This is a genomic window from Ruegeria sp. AF1, from assembly GCF_056542125.1.
Map to the genome: position 1 here is coordinate 1 of NZ_JBQFZG010000001.1, position 23,946 is coordinate 23,946.

Here is a 23,946-nt window from a genome sequence, read left to right on the forward strand (position 1 = left end):
GAACCTCCGCAAACTTGCAAAGCTCAGACCAATCTCGGCGTGAAGAGCCGAGCAGGAAGACTTCAGCCGCTATTTCCGCCGCGCTTACACATCGACTTTTTCAACAGCATCTCCGCTTAGCGGGCATTCAGGAGCTCCTTGGGCGCGACATTGCCGGGCATGGCAGGTTTTTTCCGCAAGGCAGATGTCGCCGCCCTCTGTCGAGGGCGTCTCAGCCCTCCATCGCCTCCAACTCGTCGATAAAGCCTGAGATCATCGACAGGCCCTTGTCCCAGAACTTGGGGTCGCTGGCGTCCAGACCGAACGGGGCCAGCAGTTCCTTGTGGTGCATCGAACCACCAGCGCGCAGCATGTCGAAATACTTGTCCTCAAACCCATCCGCGCCGCTTTCGTAAACAGAATAAAGCGCATTCACGAGGCCGTCGCCGAAGGCATAGGCATAGACGTAAAAGGGCGAGTGAACGAAGTGCGGGATGTATGCCCAGAAGGTCTCGTACCCGTCCATGAATTCAAATGCGGGGCCAAGGCTTTCGGCCTGTACACTCATCCAAAGGGCGTTGATGTCATCCGGGGTCAGCTCGCCCTCACGTCGGGCAGCGTGCAGCTTGCATTCAAAGTCGTAGAAGGCGATCTGTCGGACCACCGTGTTGATCATATCTTCGACCTTGCCAGCCAGCAGAACCTTGCGCTGTTCCGAGGTTTCCGCCTGTTCCAGCATCTTGCGGAAGGTCAGCATCTCACCAAAGACCGAGGCAGTTTCCGCCAGCGTCAGCGGGGTGGATGACAACATCTCGCCCTGGCCTGCGGCCAGCACCTGATGGACGCCGTGTCCCAGTTCATGAGCAAGCGTCATCACATCGCGCGGTTTGCCCAAATAGTTGAGCATCACATATGGGTGGACATCCGTAACTGTCGGATGGGCGAAGGCCCCCGGCGCTTTGCCCGGTTTCACCGCCGCGTCGATCCATCCTTTTGAGAAGAAAGGCGCCGCGATTTCGCCCATCCGGGGATCAAAGGCATCATACGCGTTCATCACCGTCTTTTGGGCCTCTTCCCAATTCACGATACGCGTGTCTTCCATGGGCAGGGGCGCGTTGCGGTCCCAGACCTGCATGACGTCCAGTCCAAGCCACTTGCGCTTCAGCTCATAATAGCGATGGCTCAGCTTGGGGTAGGCGGCCACGACCGCCTCGCGCAGGGCCTCGACCACTTCGGGTTCGACGTCGTTCGACAGGTGACGCCCGGTCTGAGCGGTCGGCATCTTGCGCCAGCGATCAACGATTTCTTTCTCTTTGGCCTGCGTGTTGTGAACGCGGGCGAAGGTTTTGATGTTGTCCTGAAAAACCGATGCCAGTTCACGCGCCGCGGCCTCACGTTTCGCGCGGTCCTGTTCCGTCAGCAGATTCAGGGTGCCTTCGATGTTCAGTTCTTCACCGTCGACATGAAATGCCAGCCCGGCAATCGTTTCGTCGAACAGACGTTCCCACGCGTCGCCGACAACCCCCAGATCATGAAGGAACTTTTCCAGCTCGTCAGACAGTTGGTAGGGCTTCATTGCACGGATGCGACGGAACACAGGTTCGTAGCGGGCGAGATCCGTGTTGGCCGCAAAATGCGCTTTCAGAACATCGTCTTCGATCCGGTTGATCTCGAGCGTGAAGAACACAAGCGGAGTGGTGAAGATCGTGATCTTTTCCTGCATATCCGACAGGAATTTGGCGCGCTCTGCGTCTGTGGTCAGTTGGTAATAGCGCAGACCTGCAAAGGACATGACACGCCCGGCGATGGCGTTGATCTTTTCGTTGCGATGCACACAGGTCAGCAGGTCTGCGGCCTCCAGATCGGCCAGCTTGCCTTCGTAATCGGCAGCAAATGCGGCACATTCGCCTTCCAGCCAATCCAGATCGCGCGCTAATTCGGGTGCGTTTTCCGAGGTGTAGAGATCGCTCAGATCCCATTCCGGAAGATTGCCCAGATTGCCGGAGCCACCGATTGCGTTCGCGTCACGGACAGGGAAAGGAAGGTCGCGCATGGATCACCTTTAGTAGACTGCTTTTGCAAACATCTAGGGCTGGCGCGCCCGGATCACAAGCGGCCAATCCCAAAGGTGAAAGGGTTTACGAGGAAACCAGCTCGGGTGCGCCATTGGCCTGATTGGCCAGAAAATGCGCCGCAATCTTGTCCAGCACCGGCCCCCGAACCTCGGGTGCTTCCATTAGTACCTCGTGTTCACCATCCGGAATTTCGATCAGCGTTCCGTTGGGCCAATTGGCCATGCGCGCACGAATTGCCTTGCGGTCAACGATTTGCTCATGGCTGCCCAGAAATGTCAGGCAGGGTGTCTGAGTGGCGGTCTGCTCCATTAACCAAGCACATTCATCCAGCGACTCGCGCAGCCACAGATTTGAAGGGGCACCAAGCGCGAGTTCTGGGTGTGCATTCAACTGATCCTGCATCATCCGGTACATGTCCGGGTCGCGGGTCAGCATGTTTCCCTCGAAAGGTTGCGACAGGACATAGCTTTTGAGTGTTGTGGTGGGGGGCGTTCGTTCGCCCAGGCCAAGCGCTGTGCCCCAATAGGCCGTAACGCGGCTTAGGGGTTTCATGACCGGAGTGAAGAAAATTCCCCACATTGGGCCCGTGAACGCGCAAGCGGCAAAACATCCTTTCTCGATGACGGCACGCAACCCGATTGCACCGCCCATCGAATGCCCGACCACGTACCATGGTTTTGGCAGATCCAGCGCGCTTGCAAGTTTCAGAGTGACCTGAACGTCCTGCTGGTAATCGGTGAACTGATCGACATGTCCGACCCGAGCATCGTCCAGCAATCGATCTGCAAGACCCTGACCGCGCCAGTCGACGGCCAGCATGGCGAACCCACGCTCTACGAATTCGCTGGCAGTAGTGCCGTATTTCTCAATGTATTCCGTGCGTCCAGGAAACATCATGACAGTGCCATGTACCTTTCCGTCCGGAAGCCAGTGAGCAACGCGAATGCGTTTTTGATCCGACGTTATCAACCAGTGGGCCTTTCCACCGGCGGGGCCGCCGGCCACGTCTTCAAACAAAGGGGCCGGCGAGAACTCCATCAGGCCAGTACCGATGCAAGTTTCATGGCAACACCCATGTCGCCATCAATGCTCAGCTTGCCGGACATGAACGCACCTGTCGGGTTCAATTCACCGCTGAGGATTTGTTCGAACGTGTCGGCATCAGCGCTTAGGGTGACATCAGCGTCATCGTCGCTGACCCGCGCGCCGTTGGAATCCAGGACAATGGCACCCAGATCGGCGATATCAAACTTGGCCGAGGCATCAAACGCGCCGCCTTCCAGTTTTTCATTCAGCGCGGCAGCTGCCTTTTCAAGTATCTCGCTCATGTTTTTCCTCATATTGTTAGTGCGCCGTGAATGGACATCCCCGGTCGCAACGCTACACTGATTATTGTTATGAGCATTGCAATCCACAATCTCAAAGGTATCGTCGCGGCACTTTTTGTCCTAGTCACGATTTCCTCCACTTGCCTCGCGCAACAGGCGGATTCGCGGAACGAGGGTGAATTGCTGCAACAACTTGCCCAATCGACGCCAGATCAGGCCATCGCTTTGGATCGGCAGTTGCAAGCCCTGTGGGCGCAGTCCGGTTCAGCATCGGCTGATCTGCTGCTAGAGCGTGGCCGTGAAGCGCTGGATGACGGCGACGTAGGTGCGGCATTGGAACACCTGACCGCCCTGACGGATCATGCGCCCGAATTCGCTGAAGGCTGGCATCTGCGCGCTTCGGCCTTTTTCGGAATCGAACGGTTTGGCATGGCCGCTGCCGATCTGGAGCATGCCCTGACCCTGAACCCCAACAATTACGAGGCAATCTATGGTCTGGGCCTGATCTTTGAGATTATCGGACAACCTGACAAAGCCTACGACGCCTATTCACGGGCATTGGCTATACATCCCCACCACGAAGAAGTAACCAATGCGGTGAATCGACTGAAGCCGCAGATCGACGGCGCAGCGCTGTAAGGTCCGGGCAGGGGGCAAAGGTGAGCGGGTCATCCCGAATAGTGGCCGTTCTGGGCCCTACGAACACAGGTAAAACCCATTACGCAATCGAACGGATGCTGGGATACCGCACAGGTATCATCGGTCTGCCGCTGCGTCTGCTTGCGCGCGAGGTCTACGATAAGATCGTCGCCATCCGCGGGCCGTCGATTGTTGCGCTTGTCACCGGTGAAGAGCGGATCGTGCCCCCCCGGACCCAGTATTGGGTCTGCACTGTCGAGGCGATGCCCGAAGGTGTGGGTGCGGATTTCGTGGCGATTGATGAAATCCAGCTGTGTGCCGACCCCGAGCGCGGCCATGTCTTTACAGATCGCCTGCTTCGGTCGCGCGGAACAAACGAGACACTTTTTCTTGGCTCTGACACCATGCGTGGCCCGATTGCCGCGCTGGTGCCCGAGGCGCAGTTTGTCCGGCGCGAACGGATGTCGCAGCTGGTCTATTCCGGTTCGAAGAAACTCAGCCGGATGCCGCCCCGCAGCGCTATTGTCGGATTTTCGGTCGAAAATGTGTATGCCATCGCGGAGCTTCTGCGCCGCCTGAAAGGTGGCGCGGCGGTTGTCATGGGTGCCCTCAGCCCGCGGACGCGGAATGCTCAGGTGGAGCTTTATCAAAATGGTGAGGTTGATTACCTGGTCGCCACAGATGCTATCGGCATGGGCCTGAACCTGGATGTTAACCACGTTGCCTTTTCATCCCTGACCAAATTCGACGGGCGGCGGATGCGTCCGCTGGCCCCAAATGAGCTGGCCCAGATCGCCGGTCGGGCCGGGCGCGGGATGTCGGACGGCACCTTTGGCGTGACCGGAGAGGCACCGCCGCTGGACGAAGGTGTCGCGCAGGCGATCATGGACAGCCGGTTCACGCCGATGAAAAAGCTGAACTGGCGGAATGCCGCTCTCCGGTTTGGTTCGATTGACGCACTGATCAACTCGCTTGAAGTCAGTCCAAATGACGAACACCTGATCAAAGCCCGCCCTGCTGATGACCTGAATGTGTTGAAATCGCTGTCACAACAGGCCGAGATTGTCGCCCGCGCAAGTGACGGTCCATCCATTCGATTGCTGTGGGATGTGTGCAGAATCCCTGATTTTCGCGGCATCAGCCATGCAGAGCACGCAAGCCTGTTGGAAGTGATCTATGGCCACCTGCACGAACGCGGCAGTATTCCCGATGATTTCATGGCCCGGCAGATACGGCGGATTGACCAAACCCATGGGGATATCGATGCGTTATCCAAAAGGTTGGCATATATTCGCACCTGGACATATGTTGCGCAACGAAACGGTTGGGTGCGTGACGAATCACATTGGCGTGACGAAACGCGCACTGTAGAAGACAGACTGTCTGACGCACTTCATGAGCGTCTGACTCAAAGATTTGTGGACCGGCGTACATCGGTTTTGTTGCGGCGGCTCAAACAGAAGGAGGCCCTTTTGGCCGAAGTAAATGACAAGGGTGAAGTGACCGTCGAAGGAGAATTCGTCGGTCGTCTGGAAGGGTTCCGGTTTAGTCCGGACAAAAGCGCGCAAGGAACCGAGGCGAAAGCGCTCAAATCGGCATCCCTGCAAGCACTCGCGCCGCAATTCCATCTGCGTGCCGATCGCTTCTACAATGCGCCCGATACCGAAATTGATTTCACCGATCAGGGCGGCCTGATGTGGGGCGAGTATGCCGTTGGCAAACTGGTTGCCGGGTCCGAACCTCTCAAGCCTGTGGTCGAGGTTTTTGTGGACGAGGCCGCCGGTCCGGATGTCGAACAGAAGGTGCGGCGCCGGTTGCAGCATTTCATCGACCGCAAGATCGCTGCGCTGTTCGAGCCGCTGCTGAATCTGTCGCGCGACGAGGAGCTCAACGGGCTGGCGAAAGGGTTTGCCTTCCGCATGGTCGAGGCGCTGGGCGTACTGCCGCGCGCCGGCGTCGCGCAAGAGGTCAAGGATCTGGATCAGGACGCACGTGGCGCATTACGCAAGCATGGTATCCGGTTTGGCCAGTTCACCATCTTCATGCCGCTCTTGCTGAAGCCCGCACCGACGCGTCTGCGTCTGGTGCTGTGGGCGCTGTATGGCGGTTTGCAGGAATTCCCCGAAGCACCGCCTCCGGGGTTGGTGACTGTGCCGGTCGCCAAGGATGCACCGCAGGGTTACGACACCATGTGCGGCTACCGCGATGCGGGCGACCGATCGATCCGTATCGACATGCTGGAACGTCTGGCCGATATGCTTCGTGCGGAAGACAGCCGTGGCGGGTTCGAAGCCAAGCCGGATATGCTGTCGATCACTGGTATGACGCTTGAACAGTTTGCTGACCTGATGCAAGGGCTGGGTTACAAAGCCGAACGCGGCGAGCGTGGCAAGGTCAAACCGGAACCGGTTGAGCAGCCTGTGACAGAGGCGGCTGAACAAGCCGTTATCGACGAGACGCCAGCACCTGACGCGGCATCAGAAGAGGTCGCCGCGCCCGCAGAGGAGGCAGCCGAGGCCACCGAAAGCACCGAGACGGCAGCCGAGGCTGTCGCAGTAGGTCAGGTCGCGGAACCTGCGTCGGATGAACCCGAGGTCGAAGTGTTTTACACCTTCACCTGGGGTCGTCAGCGTCAGCCGAACCGTGGTCCGCGCCGCGAGCCGGGGCAGGGCAAGGGGAAACCGCGGGGCAAACCGCAGGAGGGCCGTGGCAAACCGCACGGCAAGAAGGGCGGAAAGCCGCAAGGGGCCAAGACCTTCTCGTCACGGCCACCGAAAAAAGAAAAGGCCATTGATCCCGACAACCCGTTCGCCGCAGCGCTTATGGGTCTGAAGGACGGTAATTGACGCAAGATGGCCGAGGCCAAACTGCGGATCGATAAATGGTTGTGGCAGGCGCGGTTCTTCAAGACCCGCAGCCTTGCCGCCAAACAGGTCAGTGGCGGCCATGTCCGGCTGAATGGAAACCGGGTGCTGAAACCGGCGCAGGCCGTGGCCCCCGGTGACGTTCTGACCTTCTCGCAGGGTCGCATCGTCCGCGTCATACGTGTGGAAAAACTGGGGGAACGCCGCGGTCCGGCGCCCGAAGCGCAAACGCTGTACTTTGATATGACCGAAAAGCAGGAAGCGCCTCTTGTAAATCCGGGTTTCGAGGGAAAAGGTCGGCCAACCAAGAAAGATCGACGCGCTATTGATCTTTCTCGCCCGGAAGATCACTGATCCTGTCTTGAAGAGCGGGCCAGACTGAATTAGCTAGTCGCTCAAACCGCAAACAGGAATCCGACCATGACCTATGTAGTCACCGAAAACTGTATCGCCTGCAAATACACCGACTGTGTCGAAGTGTGTCCGGTGGACTGTTTCTACGAAGGTGAAAACACGCTGGTCATTCATCCTGACGAATGCATTGACTGCGGAGTGTGCGAGCCCGAGTGCCCCGCCGATGCAATCCGCCCCGATACCGAGCCGGGTATGGAGGAGTGGGTCGAGTTCAATCGCAAGTATTCCGAACAATGGCCGGTGATCGTCACCAAGAAAGACCCGCTGCCCGACGCAGAGGAGCGTGACGGTGAAGAGGGTAAGATTGAGAAGTATTTCTCGGAAGCGCCCGGAGAAGGCGGCTGAGTGATTCGTTCCACACGGCCTGTTTTTAAATAAAGATCACGGCACAACCTGTTGAACGCAGGTTGAATATGAAAAATTCCCGTAAGGTAAACTTTCGGGCGTCGTAATTTTGTGATATACTAAATCCACATGATGACCGAGATTGGGATGCGCTCCGTAAGTATGCTCACTTTGGAGTATTGAATTTGTGACAATATCGCCGCCTGACGGGGCTGAGACAGTCCCCGCATGTGGTGTTTTTGTTGTCCGTGTCCCGTCCGCAAGCAAGGAAAAAACTGAATGACAAAGTCGAAAAAGCCCGAGTTCCGCCCGAACGACTATGTTGTCTACCCCGCCCATGGCGTGGGTCAGATTATTTCGATCGAGGAACAGGATGTCGCGGGATTCACGCTCGAGCTGTTCGTCATCTCATTTGAGAAAGACAAGATGACGTTGCGCGTGCCGACCAACAAGGCGACCGAATCCGGTCTGCGGTCGCTCAGCTCGCCCGATGTGATCAGCCAGGCGATGAAAACGCTGAAGGGCAAAGCCAAGGTTAAACGCGCCATGTGGTCCCGTCGCGCGCAGGAATATGAACAGAAGATCAACTCGGGCGATCTGATCTCGATCGCCGAAGTTGTCCGTGACCTGCACCGCACCGATGATCAACGCGAGCAGAGCTATTCCGAGCGTCAGCTGTACGAAGCCGCTTTGGAACGTCTGACCCGTGAGGTCGCGGCTGTTTCAGGCGCTGGCGAGGTGTCTGCCGCCAAGCAGGTGGACGAAGTTCTGACCTCACGCGCTGCCTGATCGAAGGTACTTTGACAAAACGGGCCGCTCCGAATTTGGGGCGGCCTTTTTCGTGGCTTGGTGATTTGTTCAAGTGGCGCTAATTTCACTGTGTATGCAGCGGATTACCGGACAGACATGAAGCAGACTGTGAAATACCTGTATATCGGACACGACCCTGTTTCGGTTTGGTTTAGGTATGCGCTGATCCTGTTCGATGTTGCGACAATCATTTTCTTTGTCGCGACGGCCCACATCCCGCATGGGCCAGGTTTGACCGTTGCAAGCCAACTGGTCGGCGTGCTGATTTTTCTGGATTTCTCTGCGCGGCTCTGGATTTCAAAAGACCGCTGGAAGCTGTTGCGCCAGATTTACACGGTGGCGGATATCGTAGTCGTCCTCTCTCTGGTGCTTGATCCGTTTTTGACAGGCAACCTGGCTTTCCTGCGGATATTACGCGCCCTGCGTCTGATCCATTCATATCACCTGCTCTGGGATTTGCGGCGCGACAGCCGTTTCTTCCGCACGCACGAGGACGCTGTTATCGCAGCGATCAACCTGCTGGTCTTTGTCTTTGCCACCTCGACGGCCGTTTTGGTGTTTTTTATACCAGAAGACGCGCAAACGCCCTACGTAGATGCGCTGTATTTTACCATGGCGACGCTCACGACGACCGGGTTTGGCGACATCACTTTGGTCACACCGGGTGGCAAGCTGTTTTCTGTCTTCATTATGGTCGTTGGCGTGGCACTGTTCGTCCGGCTGGCGCAAGCAATTTTCGCGCCACAGAAGGTCCGTCACAAATGCCCCAGCTGCGGGCTGTACCGGCACGACCCAGACGCCGTGCATTGCAAACATTGCGGCGATACGTTGCGAATTGAAACAGGGGGGTCGCCTTAGGTCTGGGCGCTGAGTGTAAGCAGAAACGTGATTTCCGCCAATTGCTGCGACGCTCCCAGAATATCTCCGGTTTGACCGCCGATCTTGGTTTTTGCGACGAGCCCCAAAACGGCAACGACCAAAGTCGCGAAGACTATCGCGTTAAGCGCCAGACTTCCGCACAAGCTGAAAGCGACCAAAATCGCGATGCCCACAGCGATACAGGCTGTTCCTGCGCCGGGGGTACCAACCGAATGGCTCAGGCCCGACGTTCTGGCGTTTGGAAGAAGTACCATCAGTGCTGGCATCAATGCGCGGGAAAATACACAAGCCGCAACCACCATCCAGATCGGACCAGTGACAAGTATGGTAGAAATCGCGGATACTCGTAAAAGCTGCGACATCACCAAAGCGAGCACGCCGTAAGTTCCAATCTGGCTGTCCTTCATGATCTCCAGCCGCCGTTCAGCGGTGAAACCGCCCCAAAGCCCGTCGAACGTATCGGCCAGACCATCTTCGTGCATTGCCCCGGTCATCAGGATCAGCGCTGAAACCAGTAATGAAGCCGCCACAAACGGGGGCAGTTGAAGCCCCATCGCCAGCCAACCGGTCAGGCATGCCAACCCGCCAACGACCAGCCCAACCAGTGGAAACGCCCATACCGATTGTGCCTGCCGGGCAAAAACGGCTTTGGGCAAACGGGGCAGGGGCAGGCGGGTCAACAGCACCAGGGCCAGCGGAACATCCCACAGGGAAAACGGTTTGGTGTCGTTTTTATGCACGCCCGTGCCTTTCGGGGTCTTGTTGGTTTCGATCCTTCGGTTAAACACGCAGGACCACTCTGATGCAATGAGGCTTTCATGCTGCCTGAACTGAATGATTTGAACACGTTCCGTGCTGTCCTGGCGGGAGCTCCGGGCCCAGATGCCGCAGCGGTGCAGGGCGCGGCCGAGCGAAATGGACAATTGACCAAACCCCCCGGCGCGCTTGGTCGGCTTGAGGATCTTGCAGTCTGGTATGCAGGATGGCGGGGGGACGCCCGTCCACAGATCAGTGCGCCTCAGGTTATCGTGTTTGCCGGAAATCACGGTGTTACCGCGCAGGGTGTTTCGGCCTTTCCACCGGAAGTGACCGTGCAGATGGTGATGAATTTCGAACATGGCGGGGCGGCGATAAATCAGTTGGCCAGGGCCGCAGGCGCGAAGATGGATGTACACGCGCTGGATCTGGACAAGCCGACCGCGGATTTCACCCAAGCCCCAGCCATGACAGAGGATGAATTGCTAGCCGCGTTGCGCACTGGCTGGCAGGCCGTTGATCCGCAATCTGATCTTTTGGTGGTCGGCGAAATGGGTATTGGCAACACCACCCCGGCTGCGGCTATTGCCTGTGCTCTGTTTGGTGGCGACGCGTCCGATTGGACAGGTCGCGGAACTGGTGTGGATGACGCAGGTCTGGTCAACAAAACCCGTGTCGTGGCCGAGGGTGTCGCCAAACACGCGTCAGATGATGGTCTGGACATCCTGCGCTGTCTGGGTGGACGCGAGATAGTCGCAATGGCGGGTGCAATTGCTGCTGCGCGGGTGTTGCGCATCCCGGTGATCCTGGACGGGTTCATTTGTTCGGCCGCCGCCGCCTGTTTGTGGAAGCTGTCCGATGGCGCGCTGGATCATGCTGTGGCAGGTCACCAAAGCGCCGAAGCGGCCCATGGCGCCGTGCTGGCGAAATTGGGTAAAGAGCCGTTGCTGAGCCTTGGCCTGCGGTTGGGCGAAGGGTCCGGCGGGGCATTGGCGATCAACATTCTGAAAAGTGCCGTTGCCTGTCATTCCGGCATGGCAACCTTTGCCGAAGCTGGGGTATCTGACAGCTAAACCCGTACCTGGCCCGGGCAAAGGCTTGGGTCAGGCCGATTTTTTCGCGTGCTCTTCGGCCAGTTCCAGCAGCGCGGTTTCCAGATCCTTTTCCAGCGCCTGCGAACGCTCAATGTATTTTTTGTTTTCGGCGGTTGGCAGTCCGGGAACCCAAAGCTCGGCCAGATCACGCAATGACTTCCGGTCGTGGTGGTAAAACGTCTGCTCGGCCTGGGCTGCTTCGTACTCACTCAGCCCGATATTCTCCAGAACATAGCGACCTGCACGCAGCGAGCTGTCGAACATTTCCCGCACGATGTCATTGGCACCCGCCTGATACAACTCGTACACATGGGTCCGGTCGCGGGCGCGGGCGATGATGTGCAGGTCAGGGCGCTGCCGTCTGGCATAGCTGACCAGTCGCGTGACTTGCTTGTGATCATCCATAACGGCGACAAGAACGGATGCTTTGTCCAATCCCGCCGCGCGCAACAGTTCCGGCCGAGTGGGATCACCCAGAAAGCCTTTGACACCAAATCGGCGCATCAGCTGAATGGTTTCAATATTGTGGTCCAAAACGACTGTCTTGAAACCGCTGGCCCGTACCAGCCGGTTGACGATCTGACCAAAGCGACCAATGCCGGCGATGATGACCGGGCCCTTTTCGTCGATCACGTCCGGTTCGGGGGTGGTCGCTGAATCGCCAATCTTCTTTGACAAGGCGTCGTAGACAATGAAAAGAAGAGGTGTGATCAACATCGTCAGAGCAACGATCATCAGCAGCTTTTGCGACAGGTTGGGCGGAATAACATTCTGTTTCGTCGAAAATGCCAGCAGGACAAATCCGAACTCACCAGCCTGCGCTAACCCAAGGGTGAACAACCAGTGATCACGCCCCCGCAGTTTGAAAGCCTTGCCCACTAGATAAAGGATGATCCCCTTGGCAAGTATCACAAGCAGCGCCAGTCCAATCAGGTCCAGCGGGTCGTTGAAGAAATAACCAAAGTCTATTCCGGCCCCGACCGTGATGAAAAACAGCCCCAGAAACAACCCTTTGAACGGTTCAAGGTCACTTTCCATTTCATGTCTAAATTCAGAACTGGCCAAAACAACACCTGCCAGGAACGCGCCCAAGGCAGGTGACAGGCCGACCAGTGTCATCAGAAACGAAATCCCCACGACGATCATCAGTGCTAGTGCGGTGTACATCTCGCGCAGACGGGTTGCGTGGATGAAGCGAAACAACGGTCTTGTCAGGTAGACACCGGCCAGAATGACAAACACCACCGCGCCGATTGTGACCAGGGTAACGGCCCAGCCCGGCAACCCCTCGACCAGTGACAGGCTGTGATCGCCCGCGCCATGTGAACCTCCGGCCCCCCTGTCTATCGATCCATCGGCTTGGAAGCGCGGCATGGCGGGCAGGGCCAGCAGTGGCAACAAAGCCAGAATTGGGATCACCGCAATGTCCTGCGTCAACAGAACCGAAAATGTCGCACGGCCGCCATTTGTCTGCATCAGGCCTTTTTCTGACAAGGTTTGAAGAACGATCGCGGTCGATGAAAGCGAAAGGGTCAACCCCACCGCCAGGGCGACCGACCATGGATGGTTGGCGTACATGGCCACGGCAGCAATCGCGATTGTTGACAGCAACACCTGCAATCCGCCCAGACCCAATAGCTTGTCGCGCATGTCCCATAGGGCGCGTGGCTCCAGTTCCAGGCCAATGAGAAACAGCATCATCACCACGCCAAATTCGGCCACATGCTGAAGATTTTCGGTTTCCGCTCCGACAAGTCCCAGTACGGGTCCGATAATGATCCCGGCGGCAAGATAGCCCAGCACAGATCCCAACCCCAGTCTGGCAGACAGAGGAACGGCAATGACAGCCGCTGCCAGATAGATCGAAGCCTGGTATAGAAAGTCGTCCATGTGTATCCTCGGAACCTTTTCAGGTGGGAAGGGGGGCGTCGCGTTTAAGTTGATCCATTACGATCTGGCTCTGTACTCGTGCAACGGCAGGATGCGGCAGGATCACCTGATGTAGCAAGCTGTTGAGCGCGGACAGGTCGTCACAGTAGATGTGCAGCAGATAGTCGGCCTCGCCTGTCATCGTCCAAGCGCTGGTAATCTCGGGGCGGGTGTCGACCATGCGTGCAAAGCTTGCGGATTGCTCGGGGCCATGGGTGCCCAGATGCACCTGAACAAACCCCTGCACCTGCAGGCCCAGTTTAAGCGGGTCCAGCCGGGCAGCGTATCCGGTGATGTACCCTTCGACTTCAAGCCGCTGTCGGCGGCGTCCCGCTTGACTGGACGACAAGTTCAGCATTTCACCCAGTTGATGCGCCGTCAGATGTGCATCTTTTTGCAGCGCGGAAAGCAGTCGCTTGTCGGTTGCATCCAGCATGTGCGGAAAAATCCTGATTTTATTAATTTATATGCGCGTTTTGCGCGTCATCTTGCAGTTTATACGAAAACAATGCGCAGAAACAGCGCCAGAAAAGTCGTATTTTTGAATCAGCAAAGAAATTCCTGTTTTCGTAGGAGACGCGCCATGGGTCCTTTCCCGCACAATGCCCCGAAATCCGTGATCAGCGAAGAAAACCCTGCCGGTACAGATGGGTTTGAATTCGTCGAATTCGCCCATCCAGAACCGCAGGAGCTGCGAGATCTGTTCGCAAAGATGGGGTTTGATCTGGTGGCCCGCCACAAGGAAAAACCTGCTGTCGAGCTTTGGCAACAAGGGGATGTCACATACATCCTGAATGCTGACCCGGACAGTTTCGCGGCTAAGTTCGTGGCCGAACATGGGCCCTGCGCGCCATCGATGGGCTGGCGGGTGGTGGACGCGCAAAAAGCGTATGAGCATGCCCTGTCAAAAGGTGCGGAACCTTACGACCACGATGACAGAACAATGAATGTGCCTGCGATCAAGGGTATTGGCGGGTCGCTGATTTATTTCATTGATCAGTACTACGACACATCGCCCTATAATCAGGAATTCAATTGGATCAAGGAATCAAAACCTCGGGGCGAGGGGTTCTTCTATCTCGATCACCTGACGCACAACGTCTACAAGGGCAACATGGACAAGTGGTTCAAGTTCTATGGCGACCTGTTCAACTTCCGTGAAATCCGTTTCTTTGACATTCAGGGGAAGTTTACCGGCCTTTACAGCCGAGCGCTGACGTCTCCCTGCGGCCGTATCCGTATTCCGATCAACGAGGACCGCGGCGAGACCGGGCAGATCGTGTCTTACCTGAAGAAATACAAAGGCGAAGGCATTCAGCATATCGCTGTTGGCAGCGACGACATCTACGCTTCGACCGATGCTATTGCTGAAAACGGGCTGAAGTTCATGCCGGGTCCAAACGAAGCTTATTACGAGAAGTCCAGGACCCGAGTGGTCGGCCATGAAGAGCCGCTGGACCGGATGATGAAACACGGCATCCTGATCGACGGCGAAGGCGTCGTTGACGGAGGCGAGACGCGCATTTTGTTGCAGATATTCTCGAAAACGGTGATTGGCCCGATCTTCTTCGAGTTCATTCAACGCAAGGGTGACGATGGTTTCGGTGAAGGGAACTTCCAGGCGCTGTTTGAATCCATCGAGCGCGAACAGATCGAAAGCGGCGAAATTTCGGCTGCTTGATCAAAGTAAACCAACATGTCGGAGGCGGTTCTGCTGCCTCCGACGCACCTGTTTACAGTTAATGGGTCAAGGCCTTGAGTGCCGATATCAGCCACGCGGCATCGCCAGCGTCACGTTTTGACCCTTCTTCTGATAACGCAGCTCGCTGTCGCTGATGGCAATGACCTTGCCGCCGTCAATACTGTCCCCAACTTTCAGTTTCTTGTAACGTCCACTGGGAAGCCGGACCAAGGCGCGCCGGTTGGCGGGTGTGCCGTAAACACCGATCAGATTCAGGCGACGCAAATTGATCGCGTTATCGAGCGTGGCCTGCCGGGCAACAGACGCAGTTGTGGGAATCTTGGGGGCGACAGATTTCGCCTGAAACGATCCGGATTCGTCAGAGCTCTGGTCCAGCGCGGCCGTTGATCCAAGATTGGAGTTACCAGAAGCGGGTGCCTTTGCAGTGTCCAGACCCGCCGGGCGCACCCTGGGGCGCGGGACACGGACAACGGCCAACGCGGTTGGCGTCTCGTCTATTTCTGTGCGCGCTTGCAGACTGTCCGGGCGTGCTTTTGGGCGCTTGGCCGAAAGCTCTGCCAGCGACCGCCCCCCCAACTGCCCGCGTTCGAAACTCTCGACCAGATCTGAAGGGCGAGGTTTGGGTCGTAGACCGGCCAGCCTTTCGTCGACCTCGTCAAGTACGGGTTCATCTTCGAAACGCACTGGCGTTGCTGGCGGAACCTTTGACGGTCGGCCTTGATAAACGACAATCCCATCCGGGTTCAGCGTTCCTTCCGGTGTAGGTGCCACAAGCCCGCGATCATCCAGATTGAACCGCGCTCCTGCTATGCCATGTTGCACGTCCCGAACGAAGGGTTCGTCGGTATCGAAACTGGAAGCCGGGGGCAGGGCAACCGCATCGCTGGACAGGTCGGATTTGTCGATCGATGTCAGATACAAATCGTCCGGTTCCGGGGCTTCTGGCACGTCCAAAGCGGCCGGAGGCGTTACATTCACACCGGAGGCAGCGCTGATATCCTCATCTGCCTCGGGGTCCTGAGCGATGGGGTCTACCGGGGTAGGGGCCACCTTGAGCGCCTCAAGGATTGCCGCGTCGGTAGGGGTGAGCTCTGGTTGTTCTACGGCTTCGGCCTCGGCTTCGGCAGGTTCTGGCGTGGGGGGCACATCCCTGTCCAGTGGAGCCTCAGGCGGCAAGTTTTCAGAGGGGGTGATTGCCGCAACTTCGGGCACTATCAGTGGCAGGGCGTCGATATCCGGCTCGGAAACACCTATCTCGGTAGAAGTTGGACTCAGTGCGGTCTGATCTGTTTCTCCCCCGCTGTCCAAGGCCAGCCAAACGCCGAAAGCGCCGCCAAGAAGAACCGCCGCGGCAAATGCCGGGATCGCAATGCGCGGTGCCTGCGCTTTCGTATTCGCAAACTTATTGTCAGGTGTTTCGGGGGTCAGAAACACGTTTGGTGCGGCTGTGCCTGCAATGGGATGCGCTGGTTTCCCGGCGGATTTTGCCGGTTCGGGCTGGTCTGTGTTTTTTGCCGACAGCGGTGGCTCTGCTGGTCGGGTTTCCGATGCGCCCGAACGCTCTGCGAACAATGCTTCTCGGGGGAATGCGTCTGCGTCTTCTTCGGCGCAAAATAAAACCGGCACGAAACCATGGTCCGAGGCAAAGGCCCGAGCCTCGCTCAGCGTTTCTTGCGCAACAGCCGCAACATAGGTGGTGCCGCCTTCGGTTTGATAGTCGTAGCTAAGTTCGGACAAAACGTAAGGCGTTGCGTCAGCAAGTGCGCTCTCAATGCGTTCCACTGTGTCTTGGGGGGGTAAGCCATCGGTTGCAACCTGAAGGTATCGAACCTGTTCGGAAGGCAAAACAAGCTTGCAGCTCAGGTCGTTTTCCAACGCAAAAGCGTTTTCCCGCAAAACCTGCATCTGACCAGACAGGTCCGGCGAATCCAAGGGAATCGAGCCGATAACGAACCATTCGTCATCCGAGTGATGATGCAATGATATTCCGGTCGCAGAAAAAGACAGCGCAAAGGCAGGTTTCATAATCCGCAGGAACCATAATTATCAACGTCAATGCAAACACCTTGGCGTTCGCAGACCGACATTAAAGCAGGAACTTGCCGAGGGAAAGAAAAAGGCAAACTCTCCTCTTGTATGGCAATGCATCGCCGACCCATCTTTAACCCAAGCAAATCGGAGTGATAACATTGAAGACATTCGCTTTTCTGGCCGCGATGATGGCCGCAACGACCGCTGGACTTGCCCATGCGGAAGAACGTCGCATCACAGTTGACGCAACTGGAACCATAGTGGTTGCCCCCGATATGGCGACGATCACATTGGGTGTGACAAATGAAAACGCCGAGGCTTCGGCGGCGATGCAGGCCACCTCGGACTCAGTTGCGAAGATGCTTGCGCGCCTGACCGGGATGGGGATTGAAGACCGCGATATCCAGACCCGCGATCTGTCGCTTTCCCCTGTTTGGTCCGGGCGGCACGGGCAGAATGGAGAAACACCGGAAATCTCGGGATTCGCTGCCTCGAACCGCGTGTTTGTGCGTGTGCGTGATCTGTCCAAACTAGGAAGTATCATGGATGCGGTCATTCAGGATGGCGCCAACGATTTCGGGGGCTTGAGCTTTGGGGTGCAGGATACCAAACCAATCGAGGCCCAAGCGCGCGCGCAAGCTGTGGGCGAAGCTATGGCCAAGGCCGAGCAGCTGGCACAGGCGGCGGGTGTAACCCTTGGCGCGGTGCAAACGATTTCGGAACAAACGGGGGGCGTGCGCCCGATGCCCGAGATGCGCATGATGAGCATGGCTGACGCAGGGGGTGTACCTGTGGCAGGTGGTGAGGTTTCGGTGTCTGTCAGCGTCTCGATGGTGTTCGAGATTTCCAAATGAATTCAACCCTTCGCGCGGGCCAACAGCGGTTTTCGTTGTTGGCCCGAAGCGTCGAAATTATCGGGTGACAACCAGGCCTCGAAAGCATCACGGATGCGTGGCCATTCGGTATCTATGATTGAATACCAGGCCGTGTCGCGGTTGCGCCCTTTGTAGTGGGTTGCTTGGCGAAACACGCCTTCGAAGGTGAACCCAAGCCGCTCTGCCGCACTGCGCGACGGACCATTCAGCGCGTCGCATTTCCACTCGTATCGCCGGTAACCCAGTTCATCGAACACGCGCCGCATCATCAGATACATGGCTTCGGTAGATTGCGGCTTGCGCTGAAGCAGGGGTGAAAAGTGGATATGCCCGACCTCAATCGCTCCGGCGGCGGGAGCTATCCTGAGGTAAGAAGCCATGCCCAACGGTACCTCATCACCGTCCAGAACGGTATGGAACATCGGGTCCGCGTCCACGCAGTTGGCGCGCGCCCAGTCTTCGAACTCAGGTTCGCTGTCAAACGGGCCGTAGGGCAGGTAGGTCCAGTTGTGGCCATCCGTGTCCTTGGCAAACGCCCGGAACAGTCCGGGCGCGTGCCTGTTCACATCAAGGGGCACGACAGAACAATACCGGCCCACCATCGGCGTATAGGGTGGTGTCGGGCGTGGAAAGTTACCCGAAACCGGTAAACCGATGGGCTGGCCAAGGTTGTTTGTATCGTGCTGGGTCATGGTCAGGCGGTTGCTTTGGCCAGAGCCTGATCAAGGTCGGCAATCAGATCGTTCACGTCCTCGATCCCGATGGATACGCGCACCACGCCCGGACCTGCGCCCGCGGCTTCCTGCTGTTCCGGGGTCAACTGACGATGTGTGGTCGAAGCCGAATGAATGATCAGCGAACGCGCGTCGCCCAGATTGGCTACGTGGCTGAAAATCTCCAGCGCATTGACCAGTTTGATACAGGCGTCATAGCCACCTTTCACGGCGAATGTGAACAGGGCGCCGGCACCGCGTGGATACTGAGCTTTGACCCGATCCTGATAGGGCGATGACAGCAATCCAGCATAGGTGACGTAGTCCACCCGGTCATCCGCTTCCAGCCAGGCCGCGATTTTTTGCGCGTTTTCAACATGACGCTCCATCCGCAGCGACAGGGTTTCGATCCCCATCAGCGTGTAGTGGGCCGCCTGCGGGTTCATGGTCATGCCCAGATCGCGCAGACCGATGGCGATGCCGTGGAAGGTAAAGGCCAAAGGTCCGAACGTTTCGTGGAACTTCAGTCCATGATAGGCCGGTTCGGGTTGGCTGAGCGAGGGGAACTTGTCATTTGCCGACCAGTCGAACTTGCCCGAATCCACGATGCAACCGCCAGTGACCGTACCGTTGCCGGTCAGGTACTTGGTGGTCGAATGCACGACCAGGGTCGCTCCGTGTTCGATCGGGCGGCACAGATATGGTGTTGCCGAGGTGTTGTCGACAATCAGCGGAATGCCCGCCGCATCGGCCACATCTGCCAGTGCACGGATGTCCGTCACATAGCCGCCGGGATTAGCGATGGACTCGCAGAAAATCGCACGGGTATTTTCATCGATTGCGCCCTTCACCGCGTCCAGATCATCGGTGTCGACAAACTTGGCAGACCACCCAAAGCGTTTGATTGTCTGGCTGAACTGGGTGACCGTGCCGCCGTACAGACGGGTTGAGGCGACCACGTTGCAACCCGGACCCATCAGCGGGAACAGCGCCATGATCTGCGCCGCGTGCCCGGACGAACAGCAAACGGCGCCAACACCGCCCTCAAGTGTAGCCACGCGCTCCTGAAGAACAGCCACAGTTGGGTTGGTCAGGCGCGAATAGATAAAGCCCACCTCTTGCAGGTTGAACAGGGCCGCTGCGTGGTCTGCATCGCGAAACACATAGGCCGTGGTCTGATAAATGGGTGTCTGGCGCGCTCCGGTCGCCGGGTCGGGGCGGGCGCCCGCGTGAATTTGCAACGTGTCGAAACCGTAGGTGGGACCGTCAGACATCTTGAAAATCTCCTGTTGGAATTTGTCTTGCGAAATCTGTAGGCCATTGCCCGCTTGCGCACAACGATCCTGTCAGCGCAGCCAGAGGCCCCTGCTTTTGATCGTGTTGCGGATGGCCTGTTCACGTCGTGGCAGATGATCGCGGTCAAACAGGGCGCGGACTTTTGCGCCTTTACCCTGCAGAACCATCTTTTTCAGCGGCTCATATTGCTTGAGAACCTTCTTGACCTTGTTTGGAGCGACGATGGTTTCCAAAACGTCTATCACATGATCGCTTTCACGGGCGTACAGCAAGGGAAACAGGCGATAGTGGCAACTGACGGATCCATCCAGCAAACCAGAGGGCAAAACATCACGACCACCGCCGAACGAGTGAATGACAAGGGGCAGGGCGGCCTGATCCAGCCAGGGGTCAAGGCTTTGGCCTGTCAACTCCGGAATGTTTTCGTCGCGGATTGTTCTGGCGTAGTCCAGAAAACGCTCACCAAATTTCCGGGGACATTTGTAGAAGAAATAGCCTGCATTGAAATACAGGTACCGCCGCCAGTGGTCATGGGGTTGATCGGTGTCCAGCGAGCTTTCGAAATCCAACCCGAACCGGGCGTAAAGTGCGCGCCAGATACCGTCAAAACCGGGACCATACAGCGTTGGTTTGGGCCATGTCCCTTCAACTTTCAGTGACGCGCTGGGGCGGTCGAAGTCAAATGGGACGGATGTGATCTCGCCAGTGATCAGCGTGTCGGTGTCAAAGAACACAAAGGGCTCATCTTCCGGCAGGGCCATCAGCGCTTCGATCTTGTTGCCGTAGGGATAGCTTTCACCGAATACATGCGAGTCGAAGGGCAGAATTTCAGCATCCAGTTGTTTCAGGGCTTTCAGAACATCTTCGTCCTGAATGCGGGGATCCTGTTTCCAGCGTGGCCCCGGATTGGGTGTGACGACAAACAGTTTGCCCCCGAATTTCGGTGAAGAATGGCGCAGTGAAGCCGCAAACAACAGGGCCTCGTATTGCAGACGGTTGTTTTGACCGACGACCGCGACGTTGAATTTCTGTGACGTTGCCTGCATCTATGCCCGTTTCCCGACAGGTGTTTGACCATGCACCTTGAAGTTCGGATTACAGCAAGCGGCCCAAGGCGTCAAAAGCGGATAATTTGAAATTTCATCACGCGATCCCATTTCTTTCAGGGGTCGCTTCAGAAAGGGATACACATGCGGATCAATGCGGATTTCACCAAACGGGTCGCAGTACACTTTGACGAAAGTGAATGGGTCGCTTCTCCCGCAGCAGGGGTCGAGCGCAAAATGCTGGACCGGATTGGTGATGAGGTGGCCCGTGCAACAACCATTGTCCGCTTTGCGCCCGGCAGCACCTTTTCCGCCCATACCCATGACGGCGGCGAGGAATATCTGGTGCTGGACGGTGTATTTCAGGACGAGACCGGAGATTTTCCCGTCGGCAGCTATGTTCGCAACCCTCCAACTTCCTCGCACACTCCGTCCGCTGCCGAGGGCGCGACCATTCTGGTCAAGTTGCACCAGTTTGACCCGCAGGACCGGACCGAGGTTCGCCGCTCGATAAATGGCTATTCTGACGTACAGCTGTTCAAAGATGATCATGAGGACGTTTTTGTGCGGACATGGGCTGCTGGGGGCGTGGTCGAACTGGACGCGCGCGACGGCATGGAAGTGTTTGTCATAAGGGGCAGTTTCTCTGAATCGGGGGAAGAATTTTCGAAATGGGACTGGTTGCGCCTGCCTCCCGGAACGCACTCGCGGGCTGTTGCAGGGCCTGATGGGGCCCGAGTCTGGATCAAGTCCTGCCACCTTGGTGAAATGGTCTGAATGCTTTTCGGCCCTGAAATCAGCTAAAATGCCAATAAATCCGGGTTTAACGGCCCGGATTTTCGATTTTTTGACCATTTGGCAAATTTTACCAATTGATAAAAAATTTATTTGTGGCAAGCTGAGGTCATAACAAACATATCTACAGGGAGTAGAGTGATGGCACAGGGCCAGATGGCACCCGGCATCGTCGCGGGGCGGCTTTCAAGCGATGAGCTGACCTCGAATTTCACCGATCTGCATCCGCCATTGGCCCCGCATGAGGCCGCAGTTGCAGCAGACCGTTGTTATTTCTGCTATGACGCACCTTGCGTGACAGCGTGTCCGACAGACATCGATATTCCGCTATTCATCCGGCAGATTCAGGCCGGACAGCCCCAGGCTGCCGGGCGAACGATCTTTCAGCAAAACATTCTGGGCGGAATGTGCGCCCGTGTCTGTCCGACGGAAACACTGTGCGAGGAGGCCTGTGTTCGTGAGGCGGCCGAGGGCAAACCGGTCGAGATCGGACGGCTACAGCGCTTTGCGACAGATGATCTTATGTCCTCGGGCGCGCATCCGTTTGAACGTGCGGCATCGACCGGGAAAACGGTTGCTGTCGTGGGGGCAGGGCCTGCCGGTCTGGCCTGCGCCCATCGTCTTGCCATGCTGGGCCATGACGTGGTGATCCACGAAGGCAAGCCCAAACCGGGCGGTCTGAACGAATATGGGATTGCCGCCTATAAATCGACCAACAATTTTGCGCAGGCCGAGGTCGACTGGCTGCTGAAAATCGGTGGTATCACGATTGAAACCGGGTCGGTTCTGGGTGAAGGCATCTCACTGGATGGTCTGGTCGAAAACTACGACGCGGTGTTCCTGTCCATCGGGCTTGCCGGGATCAATGCCTTGCGCGCGGATGGTGTTGACAAGGACGGCGTGCGGGATGCCGTCGATTTCATCGCGGACGTGCGGCAAGCTGATGATCTTGCAAAGCTTCCTGTCGGTCGGAACGTCGTCGTTATTGGCGGAGGCATGACTGCCGTGGACGCGGCGGTAAAGTCCAAGTTGTTAGGTGCCGAAAACGTCACCATTGCCTATCGCCGGGGCCGCGACGCCATGGGTGCCAGCCGGTACGAGCAGGATCTGGCAGCCTCGCACGGGGTTCAGATTTTGACCAACGTGCAGCCGGTGGCAGTACACGGCAATGGAGCCGCTACCGAGATTGAGCTGGAATATACCTCGAGCCAGAACGGTCAGCTTACCGGAACCGGAGAGACGGTCCGGCTGCGGGCAGATCAGGTTCTCAAAGCCATCGGTCAGACGCTGGAAGGTGCGCCGGAAGGGCTGAAGCTGGACGGCAACAAGATCGCTGTCAGCGGTGCGGGACGCACTTCCGTGGCTGGTGTCTGGGCAGGTGGAGATTGCGCGGCGGGCGGCGAAGACCTCACCGTTACGGCTGTTGCTGAAGGCCGGGATGCTGCGATGGACATCCACGCGACGCTGGTTTCGTGATAGGATGGGGTATTCGCCCCATTCCTTTCGCTGCTGAGGTATTCCCATGTCCCAGATCGAACAAGCCGTAGCGCAACACTACACCACCGGAGCACTGGCCGACCGCGTTCGCGCGGCGCTTGAGGCCAGCGGTATCGATCCGGATGCGGCCACGGTCGCAGACCTGAAAGCGGGGGACGAGTTCCACACGGGCGGCGTTCTGGCGACCAACAACCTGTTTGCGCAGTTGTCGCCGACCCATGCGACCCGTGTTCTGGATGTCGGATGCGGTATCGGCGGAACCTCTCGCTATGTCGTGGATCGCTATGATTCGACAGTAACAGGCGTCGATCTGACACCGGAATTCGTTGAAACCGCCAGGGCTCTCAGCGATATGGTCGGGCATTCCTCGAAAACCAGCTTTCATGTGGGCAGCGCTTTGGAGATGCCGGTGCCGGATGCTGGGTTCGACCTGGCCGTCATGATGCATGTCGGCATGAACATAAAGGACAAGGCCGGACTGTTCGCCGAAGTGTCGCGGGCGCTTGCCAAGGGCGGTACTTTTGCCCTGTTCGATGTGATGGCCGGAGACGTGGACGAGCCGCTGGCTTTCCCTCTGCCGTGGTCCACTGTTGCCGAGACCTCGTTCGTGGATGCGCCGGATGTTTATAAGTCTGCGGCAAGCGCCGCGGGTTTTGAACTGGTGACAGAAACGGATCGCACCGAATTCGCGATACAGTTCTTTGAGGACGTCTTTGCAAAGATTGCCGAATCCGGCCCGGCACCACTGGGCATTCATCTGATGATGGGCGAGACGGCGCCCAAAAAGTTCCAGAACTACGTCAAAAACCTCAAGGCCGGGCGCATACGCCCGACCGAAATGATATTCAAAAAATCCGGCTGAGCCGGGAAGGGAGAAGC

At 57.4% G+C, this 23,946-nt stretch carries 22 protein-coding genes; 12 read left to right on the top strand and 10 right to left on the bottom strand.

Annotated elements, in window-relative coordinates:
• Positions 1-211 precede the first annotated feature (211 nt).
• The 3 genes from ACR0BK_RS00005 to ACR0BK_RS00015 all read right to left on the bottom strand — a co-directional run bounded on the left by ACR0BK_RS00005 (position 212) and on the right by ACR0BK_RS00015 (position 3,382).
• Positions 212-2,032: a M3 family oligoendopeptidase gene (locus ACR0BK_RS00005; protein ID WP_480553250.1), complete on the bottom strand. Its 1,821-nt coding sequence runs from the start codon at positions 2,030-2,032 to the stop codon at positions 212-214.
• A gap of 85 nt (positions 2,033-2,117) precedes the next feature.
• Complete coding sequence (locus tag ACR0BK_RS00010; protein WP_480553251.1) at positions 2,118-3,092, bottom strand: alpha/beta hydrolase; 975 nt, start codon at positions 3,090-3,092, stop codon at positions 2,118-2,120.
• Entirely contained in the window at positions 3,092-3,382 is a 291-nt protein-coding gene (locus ACR0BK_RS00015; RefSeq protein WP_480516666.1) for an SCP2 sterol-binding domain-containing protein, read from the bottom strand. The genes ACR0BK_RS00010 and ACR0BK_RS00015 overlap by 1 nt, the downstream gene beginning before the upstream one ends.
• Before the next feature lie 30 nt (positions 3,383-3,412).
• Here ACR0BK_RS00015 and ACR0BK_RS00020 point away from each other — a divergent pair, with 30 nt between their 5' ends.
• The 6 genes from ACR0BK_RS00020 to ACR0BK_RS00045 all read left to right on the top strand — a co-directional run bounded on the left by ACR0BK_RS00020 (position 3,413) and on the right by ACR0BK_RS00045 (position 9,312).
• On the top strand, positions 3,413-4,021 hold the full coding sequence (locus tag ACR0BK_RS00020) for a tetratricopeptide repeat protein (protein WP_480553253.1): 609 nt from the start codon (positions 3,413-3,415) through the stop codon (positions 4,019-4,021).
• Positions 4,022-4,041: 20 nt separating this feature from the next.
• On the top strand, positions 4,042-6,867 hold the full coding sequence (locus ACR0BK_RS00025) for a helicase-related protein (protein WP_480553254.1): 2,826 nt from the start codon (positions 4,042-4,044) through the stop codon (positions 6,865-6,867).
• Positions 6,868-6,873: 6 nt separating this feature from the next.
• Positions 6,874-7,239 carry an RNA-binding S4 domain-containing protein gene (locus ACR0BK_RS00030; RefSeq protein WP_209504209.1) on the top strand — a complete coding sequence of 122 codons (366 nt, stop codon included), beginning with the start codon at positions 6,874-6,876 and terminating at the stop codon, positions 7,237-7,239.
• A 66-nt stretch (positions 7,240-7,305) separates the two neighbouring features.
• Positions 7,306-7,644, top strand: coding sequence for a ferredoxin FdxA (gene fdxA, locus ACR0BK_RS00035; RefSeq protein WP_480553255.1), 339 nt, complete (start codon positions 7,306-7,308; stop codon positions 7,642-7,644).
• A 279-nt stretch (positions 7,645-7,923) separates the two neighbouring features.
• Positions 7,924-8,433 (top strand): CarD family transcriptional regulator, encoded by a 510-nt coding sequence (locus tag ACR0BK_RS00040; RefSeq protein ID WP_480553257.1) that lies wholly within the window; start codon positions 7,924-7,926, stop codon positions 8,431-8,433.
• 117 nt (positions 8,434-8,550) lie between these two features.
• Complete coding sequence (locus ACR0BK_RS00045; RefSeq protein ID WP_480476612.1) at positions 8,551-9,312, top strand: potassium channel family protein; 762 nt, start codon at positions 8,551-8,553, stop codon at positions 9,310-9,312.
• Here the strand turns inward: ACR0BK_RS00045 and cobS are convergent.
• On the bottom strand, positions 9,309-10,121 hold the full coding sequence (cobS, locus tag ACR0BK_RS00050) for an adenosylcobinamide-GDP ribazoletransferase (RefSeq protein ID WP_480516672.1): 813 nt from the start codon (positions 10,119-10,121) through the stop codon (positions 9,309-9,311). The genes ACR0BK_RS00045 and cobS overlap by 4 nt on opposite strands.
• Positions 10,122-10,151: 30 nt before the next feature.
• Here cobS and cobT point away from each other — a divergent pair, with 30 nt between their 5' ends.
• The gene (cobT, locus tag ACR0BK_RS00055; protein ID WP_480516674.1) at positions 10,152-11,162 is read left to right on the top strand and encodes a nicotinate-nucleotide--dimethylbenzimidazole phosphoribosyltransferase; all 1,011 of its coding nucleotides are present in this window, start codon (positions 10,152-10,154) and stop codon (positions 11,160-11,162) included.
• A 30-nt stretch (positions 11,163-11,192) separates the two neighbouring features.
• On the opposite strand, the gene ACR0BK_RS00060 is transcribed toward cobT, so the two are convergent.
• The gene (locus tag ACR0BK_RS00060) at positions 11,193-13,073 is read right to left on the bottom strand and encodes a monovalent cation:proton antiporter-2 (CPA2) family protein (RefSeq protein WP_480493394.1); all 1,881 of its coding nucleotides are present in this window, start codon (positions 13,071-13,073) and stop codon (positions 11,193-11,195) included.
• A gap of 19 nt (positions 13,074-13,092) precedes the next feature.
• Positions 13,093-13,548, bottom strand: coding sequence for an Lrp/AsnC family transcriptional regulator (locus ACR0BK_RS00065; RefSeq protein WP_480553259.1), 456 nt, complete (start codon positions 13,546-13,548; stop codon positions 13,093-13,095).
• Positions 13,549-13,695: 147 nt separating this feature from the next.
• Between ACR0BK_RS00065 and hppD the strand changes: the two genes are divergently transcribed.
• Positions 13,696-14,793 (top strand): 4-hydroxyphenylpyruvate dioxygenase, encoded by a 1,098-nt coding sequence (gene hppD / locus ACR0BK_RS00070; protein ID WP_480476620.1) that lies wholly within the window; start codon positions 13,696-13,698, stop codon positions 14,791-14,793.
• 87 nt (positions 14,794-14,880) lie between these two features.
• Here the strand turns inward: hppD and ACR0BK_RS00075 are convergent, their stop codons facing one another.
• Entirely contained in the window at positions 14,881-16,839 is a 1,959-nt protein-coding gene (locus ACR0BK_RS00075; protein WP_480553260.1) for a hypothetical protein, read from the bottom strand.
• A gap of 155 nt (positions 16,840-16,994) precedes the next feature.
• Here ACR0BK_RS00075 and ACR0BK_RS00080 point away from each other — a divergent pair, with 155 nt between their 5' ends.
• Positions 16,995-17,699 (top strand): SIMPL domain-containing protein, encoded by a 705-nt coding sequence (locus ACR0BK_RS00080; RefSeq protein ID WP_480516678.1) that lies wholly within the window; start codon positions 16,995-16,997, stop codon positions 17,697-17,699.
• A 2-nt stretch (positions 17,700-17,701) separates the two neighbouring features.
• Here ACR0BK_RS00080 and ACR0BK_RS00085 read toward each other — a convergent pair whose 3' ends face one another.
• The 3 genes from ACR0BK_RS00085 to ACR0BK_RS00095 all read right to left on the bottom strand — a co-directional run bounded on the left by ACR0BK_RS00085 (position 17,702) and on the right by ACR0BK_RS00095 (position 20,775).
• Complete coding sequence (locus ACR0BK_RS00085; protein WP_480516680.1) at positions 17,702-18,412, bottom strand: GNAT family N-acetyltransferase; 711 nt, start codon at positions 18,410-18,412, stop codon at positions 17,702-17,704.
• A 2-nt stretch (positions 18,413-18,414) separates the two neighbouring features.
• On the bottom strand, positions 18,415-19,707 hold the full coding sequence (locus ACR0BK_RS00090; protein WP_480553261.1) for an O-acetylhomoserine aminocarboxypropyltransferase/cysteine synthase family protein: 1,293 nt from the start codon (positions 19,705-19,707) through the stop codon (positions 18,415-18,417).
• 72 nt (positions 19,708-19,779) lie between these two features.
• Positions 19,780-20,775 (bottom strand): hypothetical protein, encoded by a 996-nt coding sequence (locus tag ACR0BK_RS00095; RefSeq protein WP_480553262.1) that lies wholly within the window; start codon positions 20,773-20,775, stop codon positions 19,780-19,782.
• A gap of 144 nt (positions 20,776-20,919) precedes the next feature.
• Between ACR0BK_RS00095 and ACR0BK_RS00100 the strand changes: the two genes are divergently transcribed.
• The 3 genes from ACR0BK_RS00100 to ACR0BK_RS00110 all read left to right on the top strand — a co-directional run bounded on the left by ACR0BK_RS00100 (position 20,920) and on the right by ACR0BK_RS00110 (position 23,929).
• Positions 20,920-21,552, top strand: coding sequence for a cupin domain-containing protein (locus tag ACR0BK_RS00100; RefSeq protein ID WP_480553264.1), 633 nt, complete (start codon positions 20,920-20,922; stop codon positions 21,550-21,552).
• 159 nt (positions 21,553-21,711) lie between these two features.
• Positions 21,712-23,046, top strand: coding sequence for an NAD(P)-dependent oxidoreductase (locus tag ACR0BK_RS00105; protein WP_480553265.1), 1,335 nt, complete (start codon positions 21,712-21,714; stop codon positions 23,044-23,046).
• Positions 23,047-23,092: 46 nt separating this feature from the next.
• Entirely contained in the window at positions 23,093-23,929 is an 837-nt protein-coding gene (locus tag ACR0BK_RS00110) for a class I SAM-dependent methyltransferase (protein ID WP_480553266.1), read from the top strand.
• Positions 23,930-23,946: the final 17 nt, after the last annotated feature.